We start from the raw sequence: 18335 nt of genomic DNA on the forward strand, positions 1-18335 counted from the left end.
CTTACCACCTTTCCCATGGGAATTTCTTCCGAACCTTCTTATTGGTACCTTTAGGTGCTAATTCTGCATCAGGAAGCTTTTCTCCCTTACCATCCCAGAAAAAATGCACACGGGGCATGACCATATACCTACTTCTAAATGTTCCGGTCACCAAATCACTGTGTCTGTGCTCCCTTACAAACTGGCAGCCATCTACCGGGCATTTCGGTGCCCAACAAGAAGTACTGGCCAACAGGAGGAGGATTATATAGGAAATACGCATCTTACACCAAATGTTTTACTAAAGAAAAAACGACTACCCTTAGGGCTTTCATAGGATTTATCCGCCGGAAAAGCTAACTTAACCGGATTATACATTTCCCCTTCCACCTTATCTTCACCCACTTTAAAGGACGAATGGCCTGCACCCACACCACCATATACATCTAAAAAGAAATGTCTGTGCAAATGAATATGTCTACCAAATTTCAGATGAACTACATGCCTCTTTTCCTGAGTCTCATGCATGGTAAACCATTGATCTTCCGGAATTCCATAGGAAGGCCCGCTGGTTCCTAGAATCCTGTCATAAGTTCCATTTATATATTCTAATGCATAATACCTACCAAAAGGCTTTTTGTCTAAGGCATAAAAGGGAAACCAATCTGAGAAATAGGCGCGTATTTCCCCTCTTAGCTCTCTGTTCTTGTTCTCCGCTTGATCTTTTCTTACAAATTTATTGATATTGTATTTGCCGGATCCAAATCCATAATCAAAGGCAAAACTTAGTTTACCGAAGGGAGGAGCAATCTCAGCACCCACTTGCAAAGTGTTATTATAACCTAAAAGAGTGCTAGGATTAACCCTCAGCAGTAAAACAGGTATATGAGTAAAACTTACAATTTTATTCCTCTGAAATTCTTGAGAGGAAGCCTGCCATTGGGCATGAACACTAGAGCAGGTAAGCAGAAGTAGGATTAATTTTCGCATATAGTAAAGCACTCCTGCAAAATAAACGCAAAAGTGTGGATTTTCTATATAAAAAAACCCGCAATTGCGGGTTACTTTTTGTAGGTATTGTAATACTTCATTGCTACATCCATGTTCTTCTGAAGGTCTGCGATACGCGTTTCATCAGAAGGGTGAGTGGATAGCATTTGCGGTGGCTTTTGAGAATTCTTACCGGCCTCCGCCATTCTTTTCCAGAAGTCAACAGCCTCTTGGGGGTTATATCCGGCCATGGCCATGAAGATCAAACCAATCTTATCCGCCTCAGACTCTTGCTTACGGCTGTTAGGAAGAGTCCCGCCTACCTGTGTACCTATACCTAATACCTGACCCGCTAGATTCATTAAGTCTTGATTTCCCGTAGCAATACCTGTAGCTAAAGCACCGGCTTGTGTAATACCATTAGCAATCAATGCATTACTCATCCTTTCTCTACCATGTTCAGCTATGGCATGTGCCACTTCATGACCCATAACTACAGCCACACCGGCCTCAGATTTGCAAATAGGAAGTATACCCGTATAAAAACAAACCTTCCCACCCGGCATACACCAAGCGTTTACTTCATTGCTTTTCACGGTTTTAAACTCCCATTGATAACCGTCTAATAACTTACTAAGATTATTGGCAATTAAATAATCTTCAGCCGCTTTCCTGATCTTTTCCCCTACTCTACTAACCATCTGTGCATTTGGATCAGAAGAAGGTAAAACTTTAGAAGTATCCATAAAGCCCTTATACTCTGTATAGCTCAATGCCATCATTTCTCCAGAGCTTACTAGCCCCACAAACTGCTTACGGTTTGTCAGAGGAACACGCTGACAGGACCAGACAAAGAGCGTCAAAAAACCTGCTGAGATTAAAAATCTTGCTGTCTTGTTCATTTTAATTAAGTTTTCGCTAATTTAATTGATTAGACGTAAATTTGTAAAAAAAGTCAATTTTAGCAGAATGAAAATCTTAGCTGTAGGTAGAAACTATCTGGAACACATAAAAGAACTAGGTAATCAAACTCCTGAAGAACCTGTAATCTTTTCAAAACCAGAGACAGCACTATTACGAAATAACGAAGCCTTTTATTATCCAGATTTCTCCAATGATGTCCATCATGAACTTGAAATCGTGCTTAAAATATCCAAAATGGGTAAAAACATCGAAGAAAAATTTGCACATAAATATTATGATGAGATAGGTTTAGGTATAGATTTCACTGCAAGAGACATTCAATCTCGCTTAAAGGCCAAAGGATTACCCTGGGATTTAGCTAAGGGCTTCAATGGTTCAGCTCCCATATCGGAATTTGTATCGAAAGAAGATTATGATCTCAAAAATCTAAATTTTGAGCTTGAAGTCAATGGCGAACTAAAACAGAAGGGAAATACCTCTCTTATGATCTACTCATTTGACTACCTCATCTCTTTTGTATCAAAATATTTTACCTTAAAGACCGGAGATTTGATCTTTACAGGTACTCCCGCAGGCGTAAGTCCCGTTAAAGTAGGTGACAGACTAGTAGCCAGCTTAGAAGGCAAGCGCATGTTGGATTTTGAAGTAAAATAATAATGAAGAAATTAATAGCAGGAATTTTACTGTTCACCAACTTTTACGGATACGCTCAAGGTTCCTTTCCAAAGGGATATTTTATCATGCCCATTAATCCTGGACAGGTTACTTCCTTGTCAGGTTGTTTTGGCGATATCCGTATCAATCACTTTCATTCAGGTTTAGACATTAGAACGGGCGGACAGGAAGGAAAACGGGTAGTTGCAGCAGCAGATGGATACGTATCCAGAATCAGGGTTCAAAATGGAGGATATGGCAATGTACTCTACATCACTCATCCTAATGGTTATACCACCGTCTATGCTCACTTAAGAGATTTTAGAGATGATTTAAGCGAATTCCTGACACAAAAACAGTACGAATCCAAGGTTTGGGAGATAGATGTACCGCTGGAAGCAGGTAAATTTCCAGTGAAACAGGGTGAACTGGTAGCCTTTTCAGGTAATACAGGAGGCTCCGGAGGTCCTCACCTCCACTTCGAAATCAGGGATGAAAAAGAGAATGCTTTGGATCCCCAACAGTTCGGATTTAAGGAAATTAGAGATCTGACGCCTCCGGTGATAGAACTGATTTCCCTGAAATGTATGTCGGCTGACGCAAGAATCAACGGGAAGTTTGGGACGTTCGACTTCAAACCGGTGAGAAGAGCGAATGGCACATATGCCCTCCCTCAGAACCTTAGGGCCACCGGAACCATAGGTATGGAAGTACTGACGTATGATAAGGCAGGTAATTCTCCTTTCCGACAAGGTGTGCATAAGATTGAACTCTTCATGAACGATGAATTGCAATATCGTTTTAAGTTGGACCAAATGGCATTTCATAACAAACTTGACATGAACATTCATGTGAATTATGAAAGACTGATAGGTAAAGGACAAAAGATCCACAAATGCTATGTGGAAGAGGCGAATAGCTTTGATTTCTATGAATCCAATGACCACTGGGGCTTATTAAAGATTGATAAACCCAATCATCAAGTAAAACTGAAAGTAAGTGATTCTCATGGGAATAAAACACAACTGGATTTTTCCATCCAGAGAGATCCTTCAAGTTCGGAAGTAGCCTCTGAAACACTTAATGTTTTTGGTAGATTCCTGAAAATCAACACCAGTAACCCCAATGTGAAGATCATCACCTACTCTGGAAAAGAGATTAACCTGGGTACCACAGATGGAAATGTAGTGGTTTACGATCTTAAAGAAGGTTTTCCGGAGCAGGTATTTCTAGGCGACAAAAAAATGAGTATGCCCGTAAATACCGCAATCACTCTACAAAACCCTAGAATTAATTTGCCGCAGCTAAAAGCAGACTTCACAGGCACATTGTATGATGATGCATATATCAATACAGAAGTGAATGATGAAGTATTGATTTTGCACGATGATAGCATACCCTTAAAGGGAGAGGCAAGAGTAGCCTGGACCAAAACCAAAGGCTTTAACTTCCCGGAAAAACTAAAAGTATATTTAGAAGGAAGCAAAAGGAAGTTTATTGGAGGTGAATGGAGTGATAAAACCATTCGCTTTAAGACCAGAGAATTTGGCACCTACAGAACCTTGTATGACTTCGACCCTCCTACCATTACTCCGAGAGTGGTAAACGAGAACCAATTACGCTTTACCATCTCTGACAAGCTGTCAGGAATAGCTAAGATTGAATGCTACGTCAATGGAGAATGGGTCTTAATGGATTATGAATATAAGACCGGTGCTATTTGGGCAAGAAAAAAAGATCCACAGCAAACCTTCAGTGGAGATGTAGTATTGAAAATAACCGATAATTGTAATAATACCCAATCTTACGAGACTAAGATATGATTCAGAAAGGAGATAAAGCACCTGCTTTTGAGGCGAAAAATCAAGACGGTAAAACCGTGAAATTAGAGGATTTTAAAGGAAAGAAACTAGTTGTATACTTTTATCCAAAAGACAATACACCTACCTGCACCACAGAAGCATGTAATCTAAGAGACAATTATCACCGATTTTTGAAAGAAGGATATGAAGTAGTGGGCGTTAGTCCGGATTCAGAAAAATCTCATCAAAAGTTTAAGGCTAAGTTCGAATTGCCTTTTGATTTACTTTCTGATAAAGATTTAACTCTAGCTAATGCTTTCGGAGTTTGGGGAGAGAAATTCACTTTCGGCAAGAAATATATGGGAATAAAGAGAACTACCTTCGTCATAGATGCCGAAGGTAGTGTAGTGGATGTGATCACAGAGGTACAGTCCAAAATACATGCTGATCAGATTCTCAATTCTTAGGCATGGAAAATACCACCGGTATGGTATAATAAACCCGTACCGGTTTCCCTTGCTGTTTTCCCGGTTTCCAATTAGGCATCTTGCGAAGTAACCTCACCACTTCTGCATTCATATCGGGATGTGGGCCATTGAGAATTTTTACTTCATTAATACTACCATCCCTTTCTACGATAAACTGTGCAGTTACTCTTCCTTGGATATTCTCTTTAATAGCTGCTTGAGGATATTTAATGTTTTCCCCTAAAAATTTATACATAGCCTTCACTCCACCTACAAACTCCGGTTTTTCTTCTACCTCTATAAATACTACATCGTCAGAGGGTACCTTATCTTCTTTCACTTGTGAGATGGCCAGATTGGATAAAAAAATCAAACATAGGACTAATGGTATAGTCAAGGTATATTTCAACCAAACTTGTTTTTTAGAATTGTGCTTTGATAACATAATTAATCGGGATTTTAAGGATGAAGGTCGGTTAAATGAATGTCCTAACAATACCTCAGAATTTATCTGAAAAGTAGCGCTGATCAAGGTGGCTGCATACTCAGCCTTCGATCCCACCCTTTTGGAAGCATATGCATCTGCTTCATATTCGTGGATGAGTTGAATTTCTCTTTTTAGCAGGTATACTATAGGATTAACCCAAAGGAATACCTTCAACAGTTCAAAGAAGATTTGATCCAAAGAATGCCATCTCTTCATATGAATCCATTCATGATGAAGCACTGCCGGGCTAGATAATGCCTTCTCCCCAACTATTAGCTTACCTAAAAAAGTATACGCCGAGAAGGGTTCTACTGCCGACTTCCGAACAAGTTGAATGGATTTCCAGAACTGAAAAATGAAACGTAGTGAGAAGAAAATCAATCCCAGAACATAAATGATTTGTATGAAATCAACTTCCGCAATAGACGTAGCCACTTGCTTACTTGTAACTGCTAATTCCGGCAAATCGTTAATCCACACCGTGTTTTCGAATTGATCTGAAGGCCAATTGAAATAATCAATGGAAATAGTCGGAATAATGAAAGAAGCTAAAACACTTAGGATAAGATAAAATCTATTCGCAGTGAAAAAGGTCTCCTTGCGCAAAAAAAGCCAGTAAAAGGCAAAAAATACCACTAAATACAGGTTGATTTGAAGAAAATTCTCCATGATTTATTTTTTCTTTAGATCTTCTAAAATCTTCATTAATTCATCCACCTCTTTTAAGTCCACCTTTTTCTCCTTTACGAAAAAGGAAACCATATTCCCTACTGAATTCCCGAAATAACCGCTCATTAACTTCGTGGTTACAAACTTTCTATACTCCTCTTTACTTATAATAGGAAAATATTGGTGCGTTTTCCCAAAGGCATGATGACCCACAAACCCCTTCTGTTGTAAGATCCTAACTATGGTAGACACCGTGTTATATGCGGGTTTAGGCTCTGACAATACTTCAATAATATCCTTGACATAGGCCTTTCCTTTATCCCATAAGACCTGCATGATTTCTTCTTCCGCTCTGGTTAGTTCTCTTAATTGTTCTGACATAGCTTCTCTTTTTTTATCGAATATATAACTAATTTTTTAGTTATAAAAACATTAAGTTAAAAAAATTAATACGCAATCGATTGCATAAACCAAAAGAAGAAAGAAATATATCCTTACTAAATAGCCGTTAAGACCTCATTTTTTACTGAAAGACTATACTCTTACCAATAATTTGGATATTTTTGTGCAGTTATAAACTTATCCAAAGTACATTAATGCAAATCAAAGAACTTCAGGACATAGCCTCACAGGTTCGCAGAGACATCGTAAGGATGGTACATGGATGTAAATCCGGTCATCCGGGCGGCTCATTGGGCTGTACAGACATCCTAACTGCCCTGTATTTCCAGCAAATGAAAATCTCCAACAGAAAAGGTAAAGGTGGTTTTCTGAGCTTTAAAATGGAAGGAGCTGACGAAGATTTATTCTTCCTTTCAAACGGACATATTTCACCGCTTTTCTATTCCGTACTAGCAAGAAGAGGATATTTTCCTGTTTCGGAATTAGCTACATTCCGTAAGATCAACAGCAGATTACAGGGACACCCTACTACTCATGAGGGTTTACCGGGAATCCGCGTTGCGTCCGGTTCACTAGGTCAAGGTCTGTCAGTAGCCATCGGAGCTGCTCTTGGAAAAAAACTTGAGCAAGATCCCAGAACAGTTTATGTATTAATGGGTGATGGTGAACAGCAAGAAGGTCAAATTTGGGAGGCTGCGCAGTTTGCCTCGCACCACAAAGTAGATAATTTGGTGGGAATCATTGACCTTAACTTCCAACAAATCGATGGACCAACTGAAAAAGTGATGGCTAACCGTGACCTAAAGGCGAAGTACAAAGCTTTTGGTTGGAACGTAATGGAAATCAAAGAAGGCAATAACATGGAAGCCTGTGTGGCGGGCTTGAGAAAAGCGAAAAGATTGACCGGAAAAGGGCAACCGGTGTTGATCCTTCTACATACCGAAATGGGTGCCGGAGTAGACTTTATGATGGGTACGCACAAATGGCACGGTACCGCTCCGAATGATGAGCAACTAGCCACAGCTTTGGCACAATTAACCGAAACCTTGGGAGACTATTAAGATCATGAAGAAATATACATATACGGAATCAAAAGACACACGTTCAGGCTTTGGTGATGCCATGACTGAACTGGGACAGTCCCACCCGAACGTTGTAGCCCTTTGTGCCGACTTAGTGGGTTCACTGAAGTTGGACAACTTCATAAAAAATCATCCGGAAAGATTCTTTCAAACCGGTATTGCAGAAGCTAATATGATAGGTATAGCCGCGGGTCTATCTATTACAGGAAAAGTTCCCTATGCTACCACCTTTGCCAACTTCGGATCTGGTAGAGTTTATGACCAAATTCGGCAGTCGGTAGCTTACTCTGACAAAAACGTAAAGATCGCCGTATCTCACGCCGGTTTAACGCTAGGAGAAGACGGAGCTACACACCAAATCTTGGAAGATTTGGCTATGATGCGCTCCATGCCTAATATGGTGGTTATTAATCCTTGTGATTATAACCAAACAAAAGCCGCTACGAAAGCCATTGCAGATTATCACGGTCCGGTATACTTGAGATTTGGTAGACCAGTGGTTCCTGTATTCACTCCTGCTGATCAAAAATTTGAAATCGGTAAGGCATGGATGGTGAACGAAGGTAAAGATGTTACCATCATTGCCACAGGGCACTTGGTTTGGGAAGCCATTCAAGCCGGAGAAAAATTAGAGGAACTAGGCATATCTGCAGAGATCATCAATATACATACCATTAAGCCTCTTGATACAGCGGCAATCCTGAAATCTGTAAAGAAAACCGGATGTGTAGTAACTTGTGAAGAACATCAGGCTAATGGAGGACTTGGAGATGCCGTAGCTCAATTCCTAACTACTGAATACTTAGTACCGCAAGAATACATTGCCGTTAAAGACTCCTTTGGTGAATCAGGAACTCCTGACCAACTGATGGCCAAATACGGCTTGAAAGCAGACAATATTGTTGCTGCAGCACAAAAAGTAATCAGCAGAAAGAAATAAGCTGAATGAAAGACGACGCGATCATCGAACTTCTGGAAAATCCGGAAAGCCACGAAAAGGCCTTTCGTCTAATCCTCTCTTCCTACAAAGAGAAGATCTATTACCACATTCGTAAAATAGTGGTTGACCATGATGATGCTGACGACGTAACACAAGAAACTTTTATCAAGATTTGGAGGAACCTCGACAAGTTTCGGGGTGACTCCAAACTTTATACTTGGCTGTACAGAATAGCTACCAACGAAGCACTTACCTTTTTGCAGAAGAAGCGTAAGGACATGTCTGTCTCTATTGATGACAATGAAATGTTAGTAGCTACCTTAGAATCTCCCCAATCAGACACTTACCTGAGTGGAGACGAGATTCAAATCAAACTACAAAAAGCTTTACTGGAACTAACCGACAAGCAAAGAGTAGTTTTCAACCTGAAATACTTTGAAAATCTGAAATATGAGGAAATCGCAGAAATAACAGATACCAGTGTAGGAGGACTTAAGGCAACTTACCATTTCGCCGTGAAGAAAATTGAGGAATATTTATCACGAGCTTAAACCATTTGTCTTTGCAAAAGTCTAATATTAAAAAGTTTTAAAAATGGAAAATCGCAGCATAAAATCCCCTTTTAAGGCCCCAGAAAACTACTTCGAGGAGTTAGAAGGAAGGATTTTGTCTGAAGTCAAGATTTCAGGCTTACCTGCTGCCTTACCCGTTCCAGAAGGATATTTTTCAGATCTTGAGAATGAGATCATGGCGCAAGTTAAGATGGATCAATTGAACTTGTCCACTCCTCCATCGTATTTTGAAGAAATGGAAGAGCAGATTCTAGCTCAAGTTAAACTCTCAAAAATCCCCGAACTTTCTACACCGCAGAATTATTTCTCTGATCTAGAATCAAAACTTCTGGCTCAAATCCAATTGGAAGGCATAAAGGAACTTCCTACTCCTATAGGATACTTTGACCGGTTGGAAAATGAAGTTTTAAATAAGATTCAGAAACCGAAATTCACTATTTTCAGAAATGTATTTCGTTATGCAGCCGCTTCTATCGTTGTCGTACTAACCGCATATGGTGTATGGAATTCCCGTCCGCATGACGAATGGGCAGATGTATCTTCAGCAGAGATGGTTGCATATCTTTCAGAACAGCCTCTAATGGCAGAAGACCTTACCTTTGTTTTAGATGGAAACGAAAATCTATTAACTACAGAAATATCTGATTCAGAGATATCAGATTATTTGATGGATAATGGAATAATTATGTAATGGAAGCGATGAAATACCTTTCACTTGGATTTTTACTTATGCTATCTATAGGTGCCTTTGCTCAACAGGGACCTGGTAGAGCCTCTGTAAATGCATCCAGGACGGCTGCCACACAAGATAGGATCACGCAGATTAAAATAGCCAAACTTACAGCTGACATGAAGCTAACTAAGGTTCAGGCTCAAAAATTCTGGCCTATCTATGACGCATTTGATTTACAAAGACGTGAAATCAGGAGAGAAATCCGCTCTTTGTCGAGAAACTTCTCTGAAGATGATGATGCCTTCAAAAAACAGGAGAGAATTCAAGACCTGAAACAAAAAGAATTAGACCTTACTAAACGATACAAAGCTGATTTCTTAAAAGTGATCAGCGAGCAGCAATACGGCATCATGCTGGTATCAGAAGAAAGATTTAATCAGACCCTCTTGGAAACGCTCAAGGAACGTAATAAAGATTAATGCAACTGTATCTTCAGGCTTTGGCCTTAGCCAAGGAAACCACCCTCAGCCCTGATGAATTCTCCCTTAAATTCTCAGGTAAATTAGGGCCCGAATTACTCCGGCAGGTAGCCCGACAAATCCACTACCAAAAGATACTCCAACATAAAGTACCTTCCTGGGGTGAAAATACCATAGCTCCCCCCTCTCTGAATATTGAGCAAAGTAGTTCTGAGTCCACTGCAAAATTCAAAGCCTCTTTATTAAATGGTAATAAAGGAATTGACCTTAGCGGTGGAATGGGGGTAGACTCCTATTTTCTATCTGAAAATTGTGAACTCTTCATTCATAACGAACCCAATACGGAATTATCCAAAATAGTACAGTATAACTTTTCTATACTTGGAAGAAAGAATGTCAAATTCACTCAGAAGAAAGCGGAGGAACTGCCTTTGGAGGAAGCGGACTTTATATATTTAGACCCTTCCAGGAGAGACGCGGATTTAAAAAAGGTGTTTCTTCCAGAAGATTGCTCCCCTAATCTACCTCAACTTCGAGAAAGATTACTGCAGTTTACTCCGGTCATTTTGGTAAAATACGCCCCCATGCTAGATATCAAAAAGGCCATCAAAGATTTGGAAACAGTGAGTGAAATCTGGGTACTGGCAGATAAAAATGAAGTGAAGGAGTTGATTTTTAAAATAGAAAGGAAGGTAACTAGTGCCCCATTGATTCATGCAGTGAATCTAGGACAATCTCCCTTTACATTCACCTTCGAAGAGGAAAGTAATGCTGCAATCCCATACGCGAGGCCCAAAAAGTACTTATACGAGCCCAATGCTGCCATCATGAAATCCGGAGCCTTCCAGACGGTAGCAATGAAATATAACCTAGGTAAATTAGCCAAAAATAGTCACCTTTATACTTCAGATGAGTACATCTCTGACTTCCCTGGAAGAGTTTTAGAAATTGAAGAAGTGACTAATTTTGATAAAAAACGTCTAAAAAATAGATTTTCAAATCAAAAAGTCCATGTCATAGTGAGAAACTTCCCCGAAAAACCGGAAGAAATCAAAAAGAAAATGGGATGGAAAGACGGAGGTGAACATTTTGTTTATTTCACCACCTTAGAAAATCTCCAGAAAACATGTATCATAACTAAAAAAGTAAGCCAATGAAAAAGGTATTGATCGCAGTACTCATCTGTTTAAGTAGTACGGCATTTGCACAAGTTTATGTAGGTTCTAATTTTCATAATGGAGAAGAAAAAAGATCCTATTCCATCCTTACTACTCAGAATAGTAAAGAATTAATAGATGATTTAGAAAAGTATTTAGGACAATACGGCAAAGTCACTAAACCGTCTAAGAACACCTATAGGATCCAAAACCTAAAGGGAAATTCTGTCTCTTCTGATTTGAATTATGTAGATGTAGTATCAAAATCTACTAAGAAGATGGAAAAGTTAGAATTCTTCTTCTTAAATGATGCACATAATGCTCTAAGTGACAATGAACTTAATCCTGGTGCTGCAGAAAAATTTGTTTCTGACTTTTTACAATATAATCAATCTCAAGCCCAGGCACGCCTAAGAGCTGAAAACGTTTCTTTAGCTGAAGATGAGCTGAAAGAAGGCAAAAAAGAACAAAGTAAGATTGAAAAATCAATTGAAAACAATCTTAAGGAACAACAGAAATTAGGTAAAAAGCTTGATTCCACCCCTGAATTAATGGCAAAAGCCATGTCAGAAAAAGAGGAGATCATCTCTCAACTATCTACAGATAGTACTGTTGTAATAGATGACAAAGCTAAAAATGAGATCAGCAAAGCTTCTCAGAAAAAAGACAAAGAGATCTCTAAAATTCAGAAGGAAGCGGAGAAAGCAGAAGATAAGCTCTCGAAAAAAGAGAAGGAACTAGAAGATTTAAAGAAGGAATTAAGTATCGCTAAAATGAAAGTCAGAGCGTTAGAGAAAGTAGTATCTGACGCAAAAAGTTTAAAGTAAAAAGGAGCCGTCTAAAAAGGTAGATGAGCGGTCTGAGAATTGAATATTTAGACACCCTGCCTGTAGGGGGGTACGAATAAAAAAAACAGGAGAGGCTGACTATTTTGGACAGCCTCTTTTTATCTATAAAGCATACGATCCAAATGCGCAAGTTCTCTATCCAACTGTCTGGCTTCATGAGGACTTAGCCTGCCATCTCTCCATGCTTTACGTTCTAAGGCATCAATATGCTTGTATTTCTGCATGATTTTTTGGTATTTGCCTCTCGGCATACGAGTATGCCTCATTTCTCTATCTATACGTTTTTTAGCTTCCCTCTCGTAAGAAAATCTCTTCGGAAAACGTTCAGGCTCCGCACTTATGCATGAAACGGATATAAGGGAAACAAACAGGATGATTAGGCTCTTTTTCATAAAAATTTCATATTTTTTTATACCTCTTAGAACAAAAACCGAGAGAAAGGTTTAAATTTGCACCTGTTAATGCCCCGTTAACATATATTTTGAGAAATGAAGCAACATTTTTCATGTTTTTAACGTTACTTATAATATAAACACAACGAAAGATATTTTTTTGGATAAAAGATTATTATAGTGGTTTATTTTAGGGGTTAGATTAAAGCTCTCGGATTTTCTGGGAGCTTTTCTTTTTTTATTTTCAGTTAATTTTTCATTAGTCTTTAGTTATTTCCTAATACAAAGCAGTAGAATTTCTTTAGATTTACACAAGAGTAAATTCAAAGCATGACAGACGTACAGGAATTAATAGAACTTATCAAACTGGAGAGAAAAGGAGAAACCGTATTCTTAGGAAAAAATTACCTATCCCCCTGGAAACGAGTATTTGGAGGACAGGTTTTAGCCCAAGCTTTAAGTGCAGCAACCCAGACGGTTTCAGAAGATAGAGGTGTACATTCCTTACACTCTTATTTCCTCTTGCCCGGGGACATTGAAGTTCCTATTGTATTTGAAGTAGAAAGAGTGCGTGACGGAGGTAGTTTTAGTACTAGAAGAGTAGTGGCAAAACAAAACGGTATTCCCATCTTTATCCTTTCTGCATCCTTCCAAATCAAAGGACAGGAAGGTTTTGATCACAGCTTAACCATGCCTCAAGTAAAACAACCTGAAGAATTGCAGAGCGATGAAGAGATCATAAAGAAGTATGAAAAATATATTCCAAATTCACTGGCAGAGCTCATCTATTCTCGTCCCTTTGATTTTAAAATAGTGGAAGGTTTTGACCTTTTTGATCAATCCAGAAAGGCCCCAATTCGTCATGTTTGGTTCAAGACCAAACAAAAAGCTGACGTATCCCCAGATCTCCATCAACAAATGATGACCTATGTTTCAGACTATAACCTTCTGATCACTTCCACCCTGCCTCATATTGACGGTCCCTATCCCACAAATGTCTTTATGGCAAGCCTGGATCATGCTATCTGGTTTCACAGGGAAGTAAATGTGAATGATTGGTTACTGTATGCACTAGACAGCCCTTCTGCCTCTAATACTAGAGGTTTTACTCGTGGAAATATCTTCACACGTGACGGAAAGTTGGTTGCGTCAGTTGCCCAGGAAGGACTTATCAGACCCTTAAATAAATAAAATATGAAAACCTTAAGTGAATTACAGTTGCCCCTGGTAGCTGCTCCTATGTTTATTATCTCCACACCAAAACTCGTTACAGCCTGCTGTAAATCAGGGGTAGTAGGCACCTTTCCGGCACTAAATGCACGTACTTCAGAGGCCTTAGAAGAATGGATAATAGGGATAAAGCAGGAATTGCAAGATTTTGAAGACAAAACTGGACAAGAACCTGCACCCTTCGGCATAAATCTGATTGTGCATCCTAGTAATACCCGACTAGAAGCAGATATACAGATCATAATAAAACATAAGGTTCCTTTAGTTATTACATCTTTAGGGGCAATAAGTCAGATTGTCGATGCTGTGCACTCTTATGGAGGAATAATCTTCCATGATGTTATCAAGAGAAGACATGCTGAAAAAGCTGCTGAAGCCGGAGTGGATGGACTCATTCTGGTTTGCGCAGGAGCCGGTGGGCATGCGGGATTGCTTAATCCTATGGCTTTTGTAGGTGAAGTCCGTACCTTTTTTTCTAAGACCATTCTCCTTTCGGGATGCATAAGTCATGGTGGAGATATTGCCGCAGCTTTAGCCATGGGAGCAGATTTTGCCTATGCAGGAACCATGTTTATAGCCACAGAAGAATGCGCCGCTGCAAATGAATACAAAGAAATGGTGCTAGATAGTAGGGCCGAAGAGATAGTTTATACAGCAGCCATTTCCGGAGTAAATGCCAGTTTCCTTGAAAAAAGCCTCAAGGCGAACGGAATAAGTCCGGAGGAATGGGGTAAGAGTGCGAAGCTGGACTTTGGATCTGAAGCCAAAGCCTGGAAAAACGTATGGTCAGCCGGACAAGGCGTAGGTTCCATTCAGGAAATCTTAAGGACCGAAAAGAGGATTAACCAACTAAAAGAAGAATTCAGAGCAAGCATAAAGAAGTTAAATTCCTATATCTAATGAAGAAGCAGTGCAAAGAATGCGGTTCTTTAATGCACGGCAGGTCAGATAAGAAATTTTGTAGTGATTTGTGCAGAAATGCTTATCACAACAAACGAACCGCCATACTACATCCTGCCGTCAAACGCATCAATAGGGCTTTGCAAAAGAATCGCTCTATTTTAGCCTTGGTAGATCAGGAAATTATTCCCAAAGAAGAATTACTCGATGAAGGCTTTAACTTTAAATACGAAACACACCGTACGGTTTTAGAAAATGGTACGGTGTGTCACTATGTTTATGAGCAAGGATATATGCAAATAGATGCTCAAACTATTCGTTTGATCCGAAGTAAAACTTAAACTCTATAGCTTTTCATTATCCATCCACCGCCTATCACATCATCCCCTTCGTAAAAAACGGCAGCTTGGCCGGGAGCGATGGCTGATACAGGTTGTGAAAATTCAACCTCAATCTTATCTGCATCCGTTTGACGAATGAAGGCCATTTCACCTTGGTCTTTGTATCGAATTTTTGTCAGTGATTCAAGTCCACCTTCAGGTATGCTAGCATACTTCTGCAGATTCAACTTGCTAACCACCATTCCATTCTTCTTCAGGTACTCTTCTGTCCCTAGAACTACTTCGTTTGTTTCCTTGCGAATTTCCGTCACAAAGACCGGATATCCCAAGGCTATTTTCAAACCCTTTCTTTGACCAATGGTGTAAAAAGGATAACCTTCGTGTTTCCCTACCACTTGTCCATTTTCAAGTACAAAATTTCCTCCAGCTACTTGTTCTTCTAAGCCCTCTATCCTTCTTTTTAAAAATCCTCTGTAGTCATTATCCGGCACAAAGCAGATTTCATAAGATTCTGACTTGTTTACCAAATCATAAAATCCCTTCTGTCTAGCCATTTCTCTAATCTCTGCTTTAGTTAGATCTCCCAAAGGCAAAAGTGTACGTGAAAGGCTTTCTTGAGAAACTCCCCACAAAACGTAACTTTGATCTTTAGTGGTGTCTTTACCCCTTGAGATTACATATCTGCCGTTTTCTTGTCGGATCTTCGCATAATGCCCGGTAGCAATAAACTCGCAGTTTAAATTATCTGCCCTACGAAGAAGCGCATCCCATTTAATATGCGTGTTACAAAGTACACATGGATTAGGGGTTCTTCCCTCTAGGTATTCACCTGTAAAATGATCTATTACAGAATCTCCGAATTCTGATCGTATATCTAGAATATAATGGGGGAATCCTAAATTTACTGCAATGGCCCGGGCATCATTAATGGAGTCTAAGCTGCAGCAACCAGTTTCTTTTTTTGTACCACCGGAAGAAGCGTAATCCCATGTTTTCATGGTCATTCCCACTACCTCGTAACCCTGTTCGTGCAAAAGCACGGCTGCCAATGAGCTATCAATACCACCGCTCATGGCCACTAATACTCTTCCTCTCTTTGTCATTCTTTCTGCGAGGGTTCAAGGCCCTCCGTTTTGTTTATGTTACAAATTAAGTAAACGCATAGTATTCCTTTTTGGTTCTTTCTTAATTTTGCAAAAAACAAACTCTATGTTAAATAAAAGGATTCTAGTTAAAAGTGTCACAAATTTATCGGAGGCGAGGTACTGTGCTGGCATGTTTGTGGACTTTATCTCCTTTGAACTCAATGAAAATAATCCTTACTTCATCCCTAAGAAAAACTTTGATGAGATAAGGGGATGGTTAAGCGGGGTTAAAATATTAGGTAGTTTTGAAGGAGGAGATGCAGAACAAATCAATGAAAAAATAAAGGAATATGATCTAGATGGCTTCATCCTGGCAGAAGATCAGTCAGACCTTTTGGCTGCCGTTCAGGTACCGCTCATCATTCAGGAATACTCCAAATCACCACTTCCTTATCTACCACAAGACAGCATTCTACTTTGGACTGGCGAAGGTCTTCCTACAGAAAGAACTTCCTCCGAAATCCTATTAGGGTTTGATTTTAAACGAGTTACAGAAAATGACTCGAGTGCAGATGGGTATGCCTTCTTAGGAAGTTTCGAAAAGCAAGTTGGTGAAAACTCTTATGATGAGTTAATGGAAGCCTTAGAGTATATTGAAGAAAACTATTGATAAATGACTGATTTTCAGTATATTTAACAAAATAACAGAAAACTAAAATAGAAGAAAAAAAATTAATAAACCAAAAAGCTACCCTTATCCAGTTAAAATACCATTCATGTATATTGTAATACCAAGTACTGATTAGCCATATACCTTTGCTTTACAAATATGAAAAAGCTATGTATAGAATTAAAAATCGGGACAGTATTTTAGGAGGTGTTTGCCTAGGATTGGCGGAACACTTCCGAACAGACGTAACCTTAATTCGGATCGTATTTGTGATCCTTTTGTTTACGCCTTTGCCCGTGGGAATAACTTATATGGTATTATGGGTTTTACTCCCTACAAGGTATGGATACTTGGAATCAGTTAGTAATAATTTAAATGTTGTTAATGAAATGAGCAATCAAACTAAAAACGGAAATATAGCTGGAGGATTGGTCCTCATTATACTGGGAGCCATATTTTCCTTCAAGACGTTCTTTGATATAAACCTATTTACTTATATCAAGAACATGTGGCCTTTGGTCCTCATAGGTCTTGGCGTTTGGATCATAGTTAAAGAAAGAGATGACTTACCACATAACCACGGAGGAAATCCTGGTGGTACTAGCTTCTAATAAATCATGAAGAATCCAAATAACATCATCCTAGGCGGAATCTTAATTCTGCTAGGAGGCATTCTACTCGGAATAGTAAACCATTGGTTTAGCTTCGAGATCAGCATGCGCGAACTATCTAAGTATTGGCCTATCCTGATCGTTCTAGCCGGAGTAGCAGTATTGTTTGACGGCAGAAGGAGTATTATGAATTCTACTTCCGTACTTTTGGTTGCCTTAGCCATTCCATTCGGCATTTACAATTGTACTTCAAATTCAATCAATAGATTCCAGGTTGAAATTGATGATGATGAATTTGACGCACAAATTTCAGAAGATGATTCCAGCTCAAAATTAGACCATAAAAGTTATACCGTGCCTAAACTAGCAGGTGTTCAGACTGCGGAACTGAAGATTGAAGGAGGTGCAGCAGAATTTGACCTTGAGCCTAGTGAAGATTCTACCTTATTTGTAGCTGACACACATAAAGGAGGAAAAATCAATTATTCTCTGAGGGAACAAACAGAAGGATCCCACCAAAAAGTGGAATTCAAAATGAAAGGTAGAAAAAGCTTCAAATGGAATGAGAAGGGAGTTGACAACAAGATCCTGTTCAAATTAAACACTCAACCTATCTGGGATATTAAGATGGAAGTGGGAGCAGGTGACGTAGATTATGACCTCTCTAAACACAAGGTTCAGAAACTTAAGTTTGAAACAGGTGCTTCTAATATAGTATTAACCTTAGGTGATCTTTTAGATAAAACGGAAGTGGATATTGAAAGTGGAGTAGCCAATATCGAAATCAAAGTTCCTGAATCAGTGGGTTGTGAAATCAAAGTGGATGGAGCATTGAATGCGAAGGACTTCCCAGGCTTCACCAAAATCAATTCAAAACTTTATCAAACTCCAGGATTTGATACGGCTACTAAGAAGATTTTGATCAGAACAGAAAGTGGAATGTCAAACTTCGAAGTAAAAAGATACTGATAAAAGGGGGCT

23 protein-coding genes are annotated in these 18335 nt (G+C 39.3%); 16 read left to right on the forward strand and 7 right to left on the reverse strand.

Annotation, left to right across the window (positions count from 1 at the left end; all coding sequences use genetic code 11):
* Position 1: 1 nt before the first annotated feature.
* The 3 genes from LBYS_RS05905 to LBYS_RS05915 form a co-directional block, all read right to left on the reverse strand.
* The gene (locus LBYS_RS05905) at positions 2-262 is read right to left on the reverse strand and encodes a hypothetical protein (protein ID WP_013407959.1); all 261 of its coding nucleotides are present in this window, start codon (positions 260-262) and stop codon (positions 2-4) included.
* A complete protein-coding gene (locus tag LBYS_RS05910; protein WP_013407960.1) occupies positions 244-969 on the reverse strand; it encodes a hypothetical protein in 726 nt (241 codons plus the stop codon). Before LBYS_RS05910 ends, LBYS_RS05905 begins: the two co-directional genes overlap by 19 nt.
* Positions 970-1040: 71 nt before the next feature.
* Entirely contained in the window at positions 1041-1871 is an 831-nt protein-coding gene (locus tag LBYS_RS05915; RefSeq protein WP_013407961.1) for a M48 family metallopeptidase, read from the reverse strand.
* Positions 1872-1938: 67 nt separating this feature from the next.
* Here LBYS_RS05915 and LBYS_RS05920 point away from each other — a divergent pair, with 67 nt between their 5' ends.
* Genes LBYS_RS05920 through bcp form a run of 3 tightly spaced genes read left to right on the forward strand, consistent with a single transcriptional unit; the run spans position 1939 to position 4816 of the window.
* Positions 1939-2547 carry a fumarylacetoacetate hydrolase family protein gene (locus tag LBYS_RS05920; protein WP_013407962.1) on the forward strand — a complete coding sequence of 203 codons (609 nt, stop codon included), beginning with the start codon at positions 1939-1941 and terminating at the stop codon, positions 2545-2547.
* A 2-nt stretch (positions 2548-2549) separates the two neighbouring features.
* Positions 2550-4370, forward strand: a complete 1821-nt coding sequence (locus LBYS_RS05925) for a peptidoglycan DD-metalloendopeptidase family protein (RefSeq protein WP_013407963.1) — start codon at positions 2550-2552, stop codon at positions 4368-4370.
* Positions 4367-4816: a thioredoxin-dependent thiol peroxidase gene (gene bcp / locus LBYS_RS05930; protein WP_013407964.1), complete on the forward strand. Its 450-nt coding sequence runs from the start codon at positions 4367-4369 to the stop codon at positions 4814-4816. The genes LBYS_RS05925 and bcp overlap by 4 nt, the downstream gene beginning before the upstream one ends.
* Here the strand turns inward: bcp and LBYS_RS05935 are convergent.
* Positions 4806-5972: a M56 family metallopeptidase gene (locus tag LBYS_RS05935; protein WP_013407965.1), complete on the reverse strand. Its 1167-nt coding sequence runs from the start codon at positions 5970-5972 to the stop codon at positions 4806-4808. The two genes, bcp and LBYS_RS05935, sit on opposite strands and share 11 nt — an antisense overlap.
* Positions 5973-5975: 3 nt before the next feature.
* Positions 5976-6353, reverse strand: coding sequence for a BlaI/MecI/CopY family transcriptional regulator (locus tag LBYS_RS05940; protein WP_013407966.1), 378 nt, complete (start codon positions 6351-6353; stop codon positions 5976-5978).
* A gap of 215 nt (positions 6354-6568) precedes the next feature.
* Here LBYS_RS05940 and LBYS_RS05945 point away from each other — a divergent pair, with 215 nt between their 5' ends.
* From LBYS_RS05945 to LBYS_RS05975, 7 genes are read left to right on the forward strand one after another with little or no spacing between them, the layout of a single operon-like run.
* Positions 6569-7435, forward strand: coding sequence for a transketolase (locus LBYS_RS05945; protein WP_013407967.1), 867 nt, complete (start codon positions 6569-6571; stop codon positions 7433-7435).
* A 4-nt stretch (positions 7436-7439) separates the two neighbouring features.
* Entirely contained in the window at positions 7440-8396 is a 957-nt protein-coding gene (locus LBYS_RS05950) for a transketolase family protein (RefSeq protein WP_013407968.1), read from the forward strand.
* Between the two features lie 5 nt (positions 8397-8401).
* Positions 8402-8947: an RNA polymerase sigma factor gene (locus LBYS_RS05955; protein WP_013407969.1), complete on the forward strand. Its 546-nt coding sequence runs from the start codon at positions 8402-8404 to the stop codon at positions 8945-8947.
* A 43-nt stretch (positions 8948-8990) separates the two neighbouring features.
* Entirely contained in the window at positions 8991-9659 is a 669-nt protein-coding gene (locus tag LBYS_RS05960) for a hypothetical protein (protein WP_013407970.1), read from the forward strand.
* A gap of 8 nt (positions 9660-9667) precedes the next feature.
* A complete protein-coding gene (locus LBYS_RS05965; RefSeq protein WP_148225782.1) occupies positions 9668-10120 on the forward strand; it encodes a hypothetical protein in 453 nt (150 codons plus the stop codon).
* Complete coding sequence (locus LBYS_RS05970) at positions 10120-11277, forward strand: THUMP-like domain-containing protein (RefSeq protein WP_013407972.1); 1158 nt, start codon at positions 10120-10122, stop codon at positions 11275-11277. The genes LBYS_RS05965 and LBYS_RS05970 overlap by 1 nt, the downstream gene beginning before the upstream one ends.
* Positions 11274-12104 (forward strand): hypothetical protein, encoded by an 831-nt coding sequence (locus LBYS_RS05975; RefSeq protein WP_013407973.1) that lies wholly within the window; start codon positions 11274-11276, stop codon positions 12102-12104. The genes LBYS_RS05970 and LBYS_RS05975 overlap by 4 nt, the downstream gene beginning before the upstream one ends.
* Positions 12105-12223: 119 nt before the next feature.
* Here the strand turns inward: LBYS_RS05975 and LBYS_RS05980 are convergent, their stop codons facing one another.
* Positions 12224-12517: a hypothetical protein gene (locus LBYS_RS05980; protein WP_013407974.1), complete on the reverse strand. Its 294-nt coding sequence runs from the start codon at positions 12515-12517 to the stop codon at positions 12224-12226.
* Between the two features lie 330 nt (positions 12518-12847).
* Between LBYS_RS05980 and LBYS_RS05985 the strand changes: the two genes are divergently transcribed.
* From LBYS_RS05985 to LBYS_RS05995, 3 genes are read left to right on the forward strand one after another with little or no spacing between them, the layout of a single operon-like run.
* Positions 12848-13708, forward strand: a complete 861-nt coding sequence (locus LBYS_RS05985; RefSeq protein WP_013407975.1) for an acyl-CoA thioesterase — start codon at positions 12848-12850, stop codon at positions 13706-13708.
* Between the two features lie 3 nt (positions 13709-13711).
* A complete protein-coding gene (locus tag LBYS_RS05990) occupies positions 13712-14647 on the forward strand; it encodes an NAD(P)H-dependent flavin oxidoreductase (protein ID WP_013407976.1) in 936 nt (311 codons plus the stop codon).
* The gene (locus LBYS_RS05995; protein WP_013407977.1) at positions 14647-14988 is read left to right on the forward strand and encodes a hypothetical protein; all 342 of its coding nucleotides are present in this window, start codon (positions 14647-14649) and stop codon (positions 14986-14988) included. The genes LBYS_RS05990 and LBYS_RS05995 overlap by 1 nt, the downstream gene beginning before the upstream one ends.
* Here LBYS_RS05995 and mnmA read toward each other — a convergent pair.
* Positions 14985-16091 carry a tRNA 2-thiouridine(34) synthase MnmA gene (gene mnmA, locus LBYS_RS06000; RefSeq protein ID WP_013407978.1) on the reverse strand — a complete coding sequence of 369 codons (1107 nt, stop codon included), beginning with the start codon at positions 16089-16091 and terminating at the stop codon, positions 14985-14987. The genes LBYS_RS05995 and mnmA overlap by 4 nt on opposite strands.
* 106 nt (positions 16092-16197) lie before the next feature.
* Here mnmA and LBYS_RS18215 point away from each other — a divergent pair, with 106 nt between their 5' ends.
* The 3 genes from LBYS_RS18215 to LBYS_RS06015 all read left to right on the forward strand — a co-directional run bounded on the left by LBYS_RS18215 (position 16198) and on the right by LBYS_RS06015 (position 18323).
* On the forward strand, positions 16198-16743 hold the full coding sequence (locus tag LBYS_RS18215) for a hypothetical protein (RefSeq protein ID WP_013407979.1): 546 nt from the start codon (positions 16198-16200) through the stop codon (positions 16741-16743).
* Between the two features lie 170 nt (positions 16744-16913).
* Positions 16914-17354, forward strand: a complete 441-nt coding sequence (locus tag LBYS_RS06010; protein WP_013407980.1) for a PspC domain-containing protein — start codon at positions 16914-16916, stop codon at positions 17352-17354.
* A gap of 6 nt (positions 17355-17360) precedes the next feature.
* Positions 17361-18323, forward strand: a complete 963-nt coding sequence (locus tag LBYS_RS06015; protein WP_013407981.1) for a toast rack family protein — start codon at positions 17361-17363, stop codon at positions 18321-18323.
* The last annotated feature ends 12 nt before the right edge of the window (positions 18324-18335 follow it).

The sequence above is a fragment of the Leadbetterella byssophila DSM 17132 genome, from assembly GCF_000166395.1.
In the GTDB taxonomy this organism is placed as follows: Bacteria; Bacteroidota; Bacteroidia; order Cytophagales; family Spirosomataceae; genus Leadbetterella; species Leadbetterella byssophila.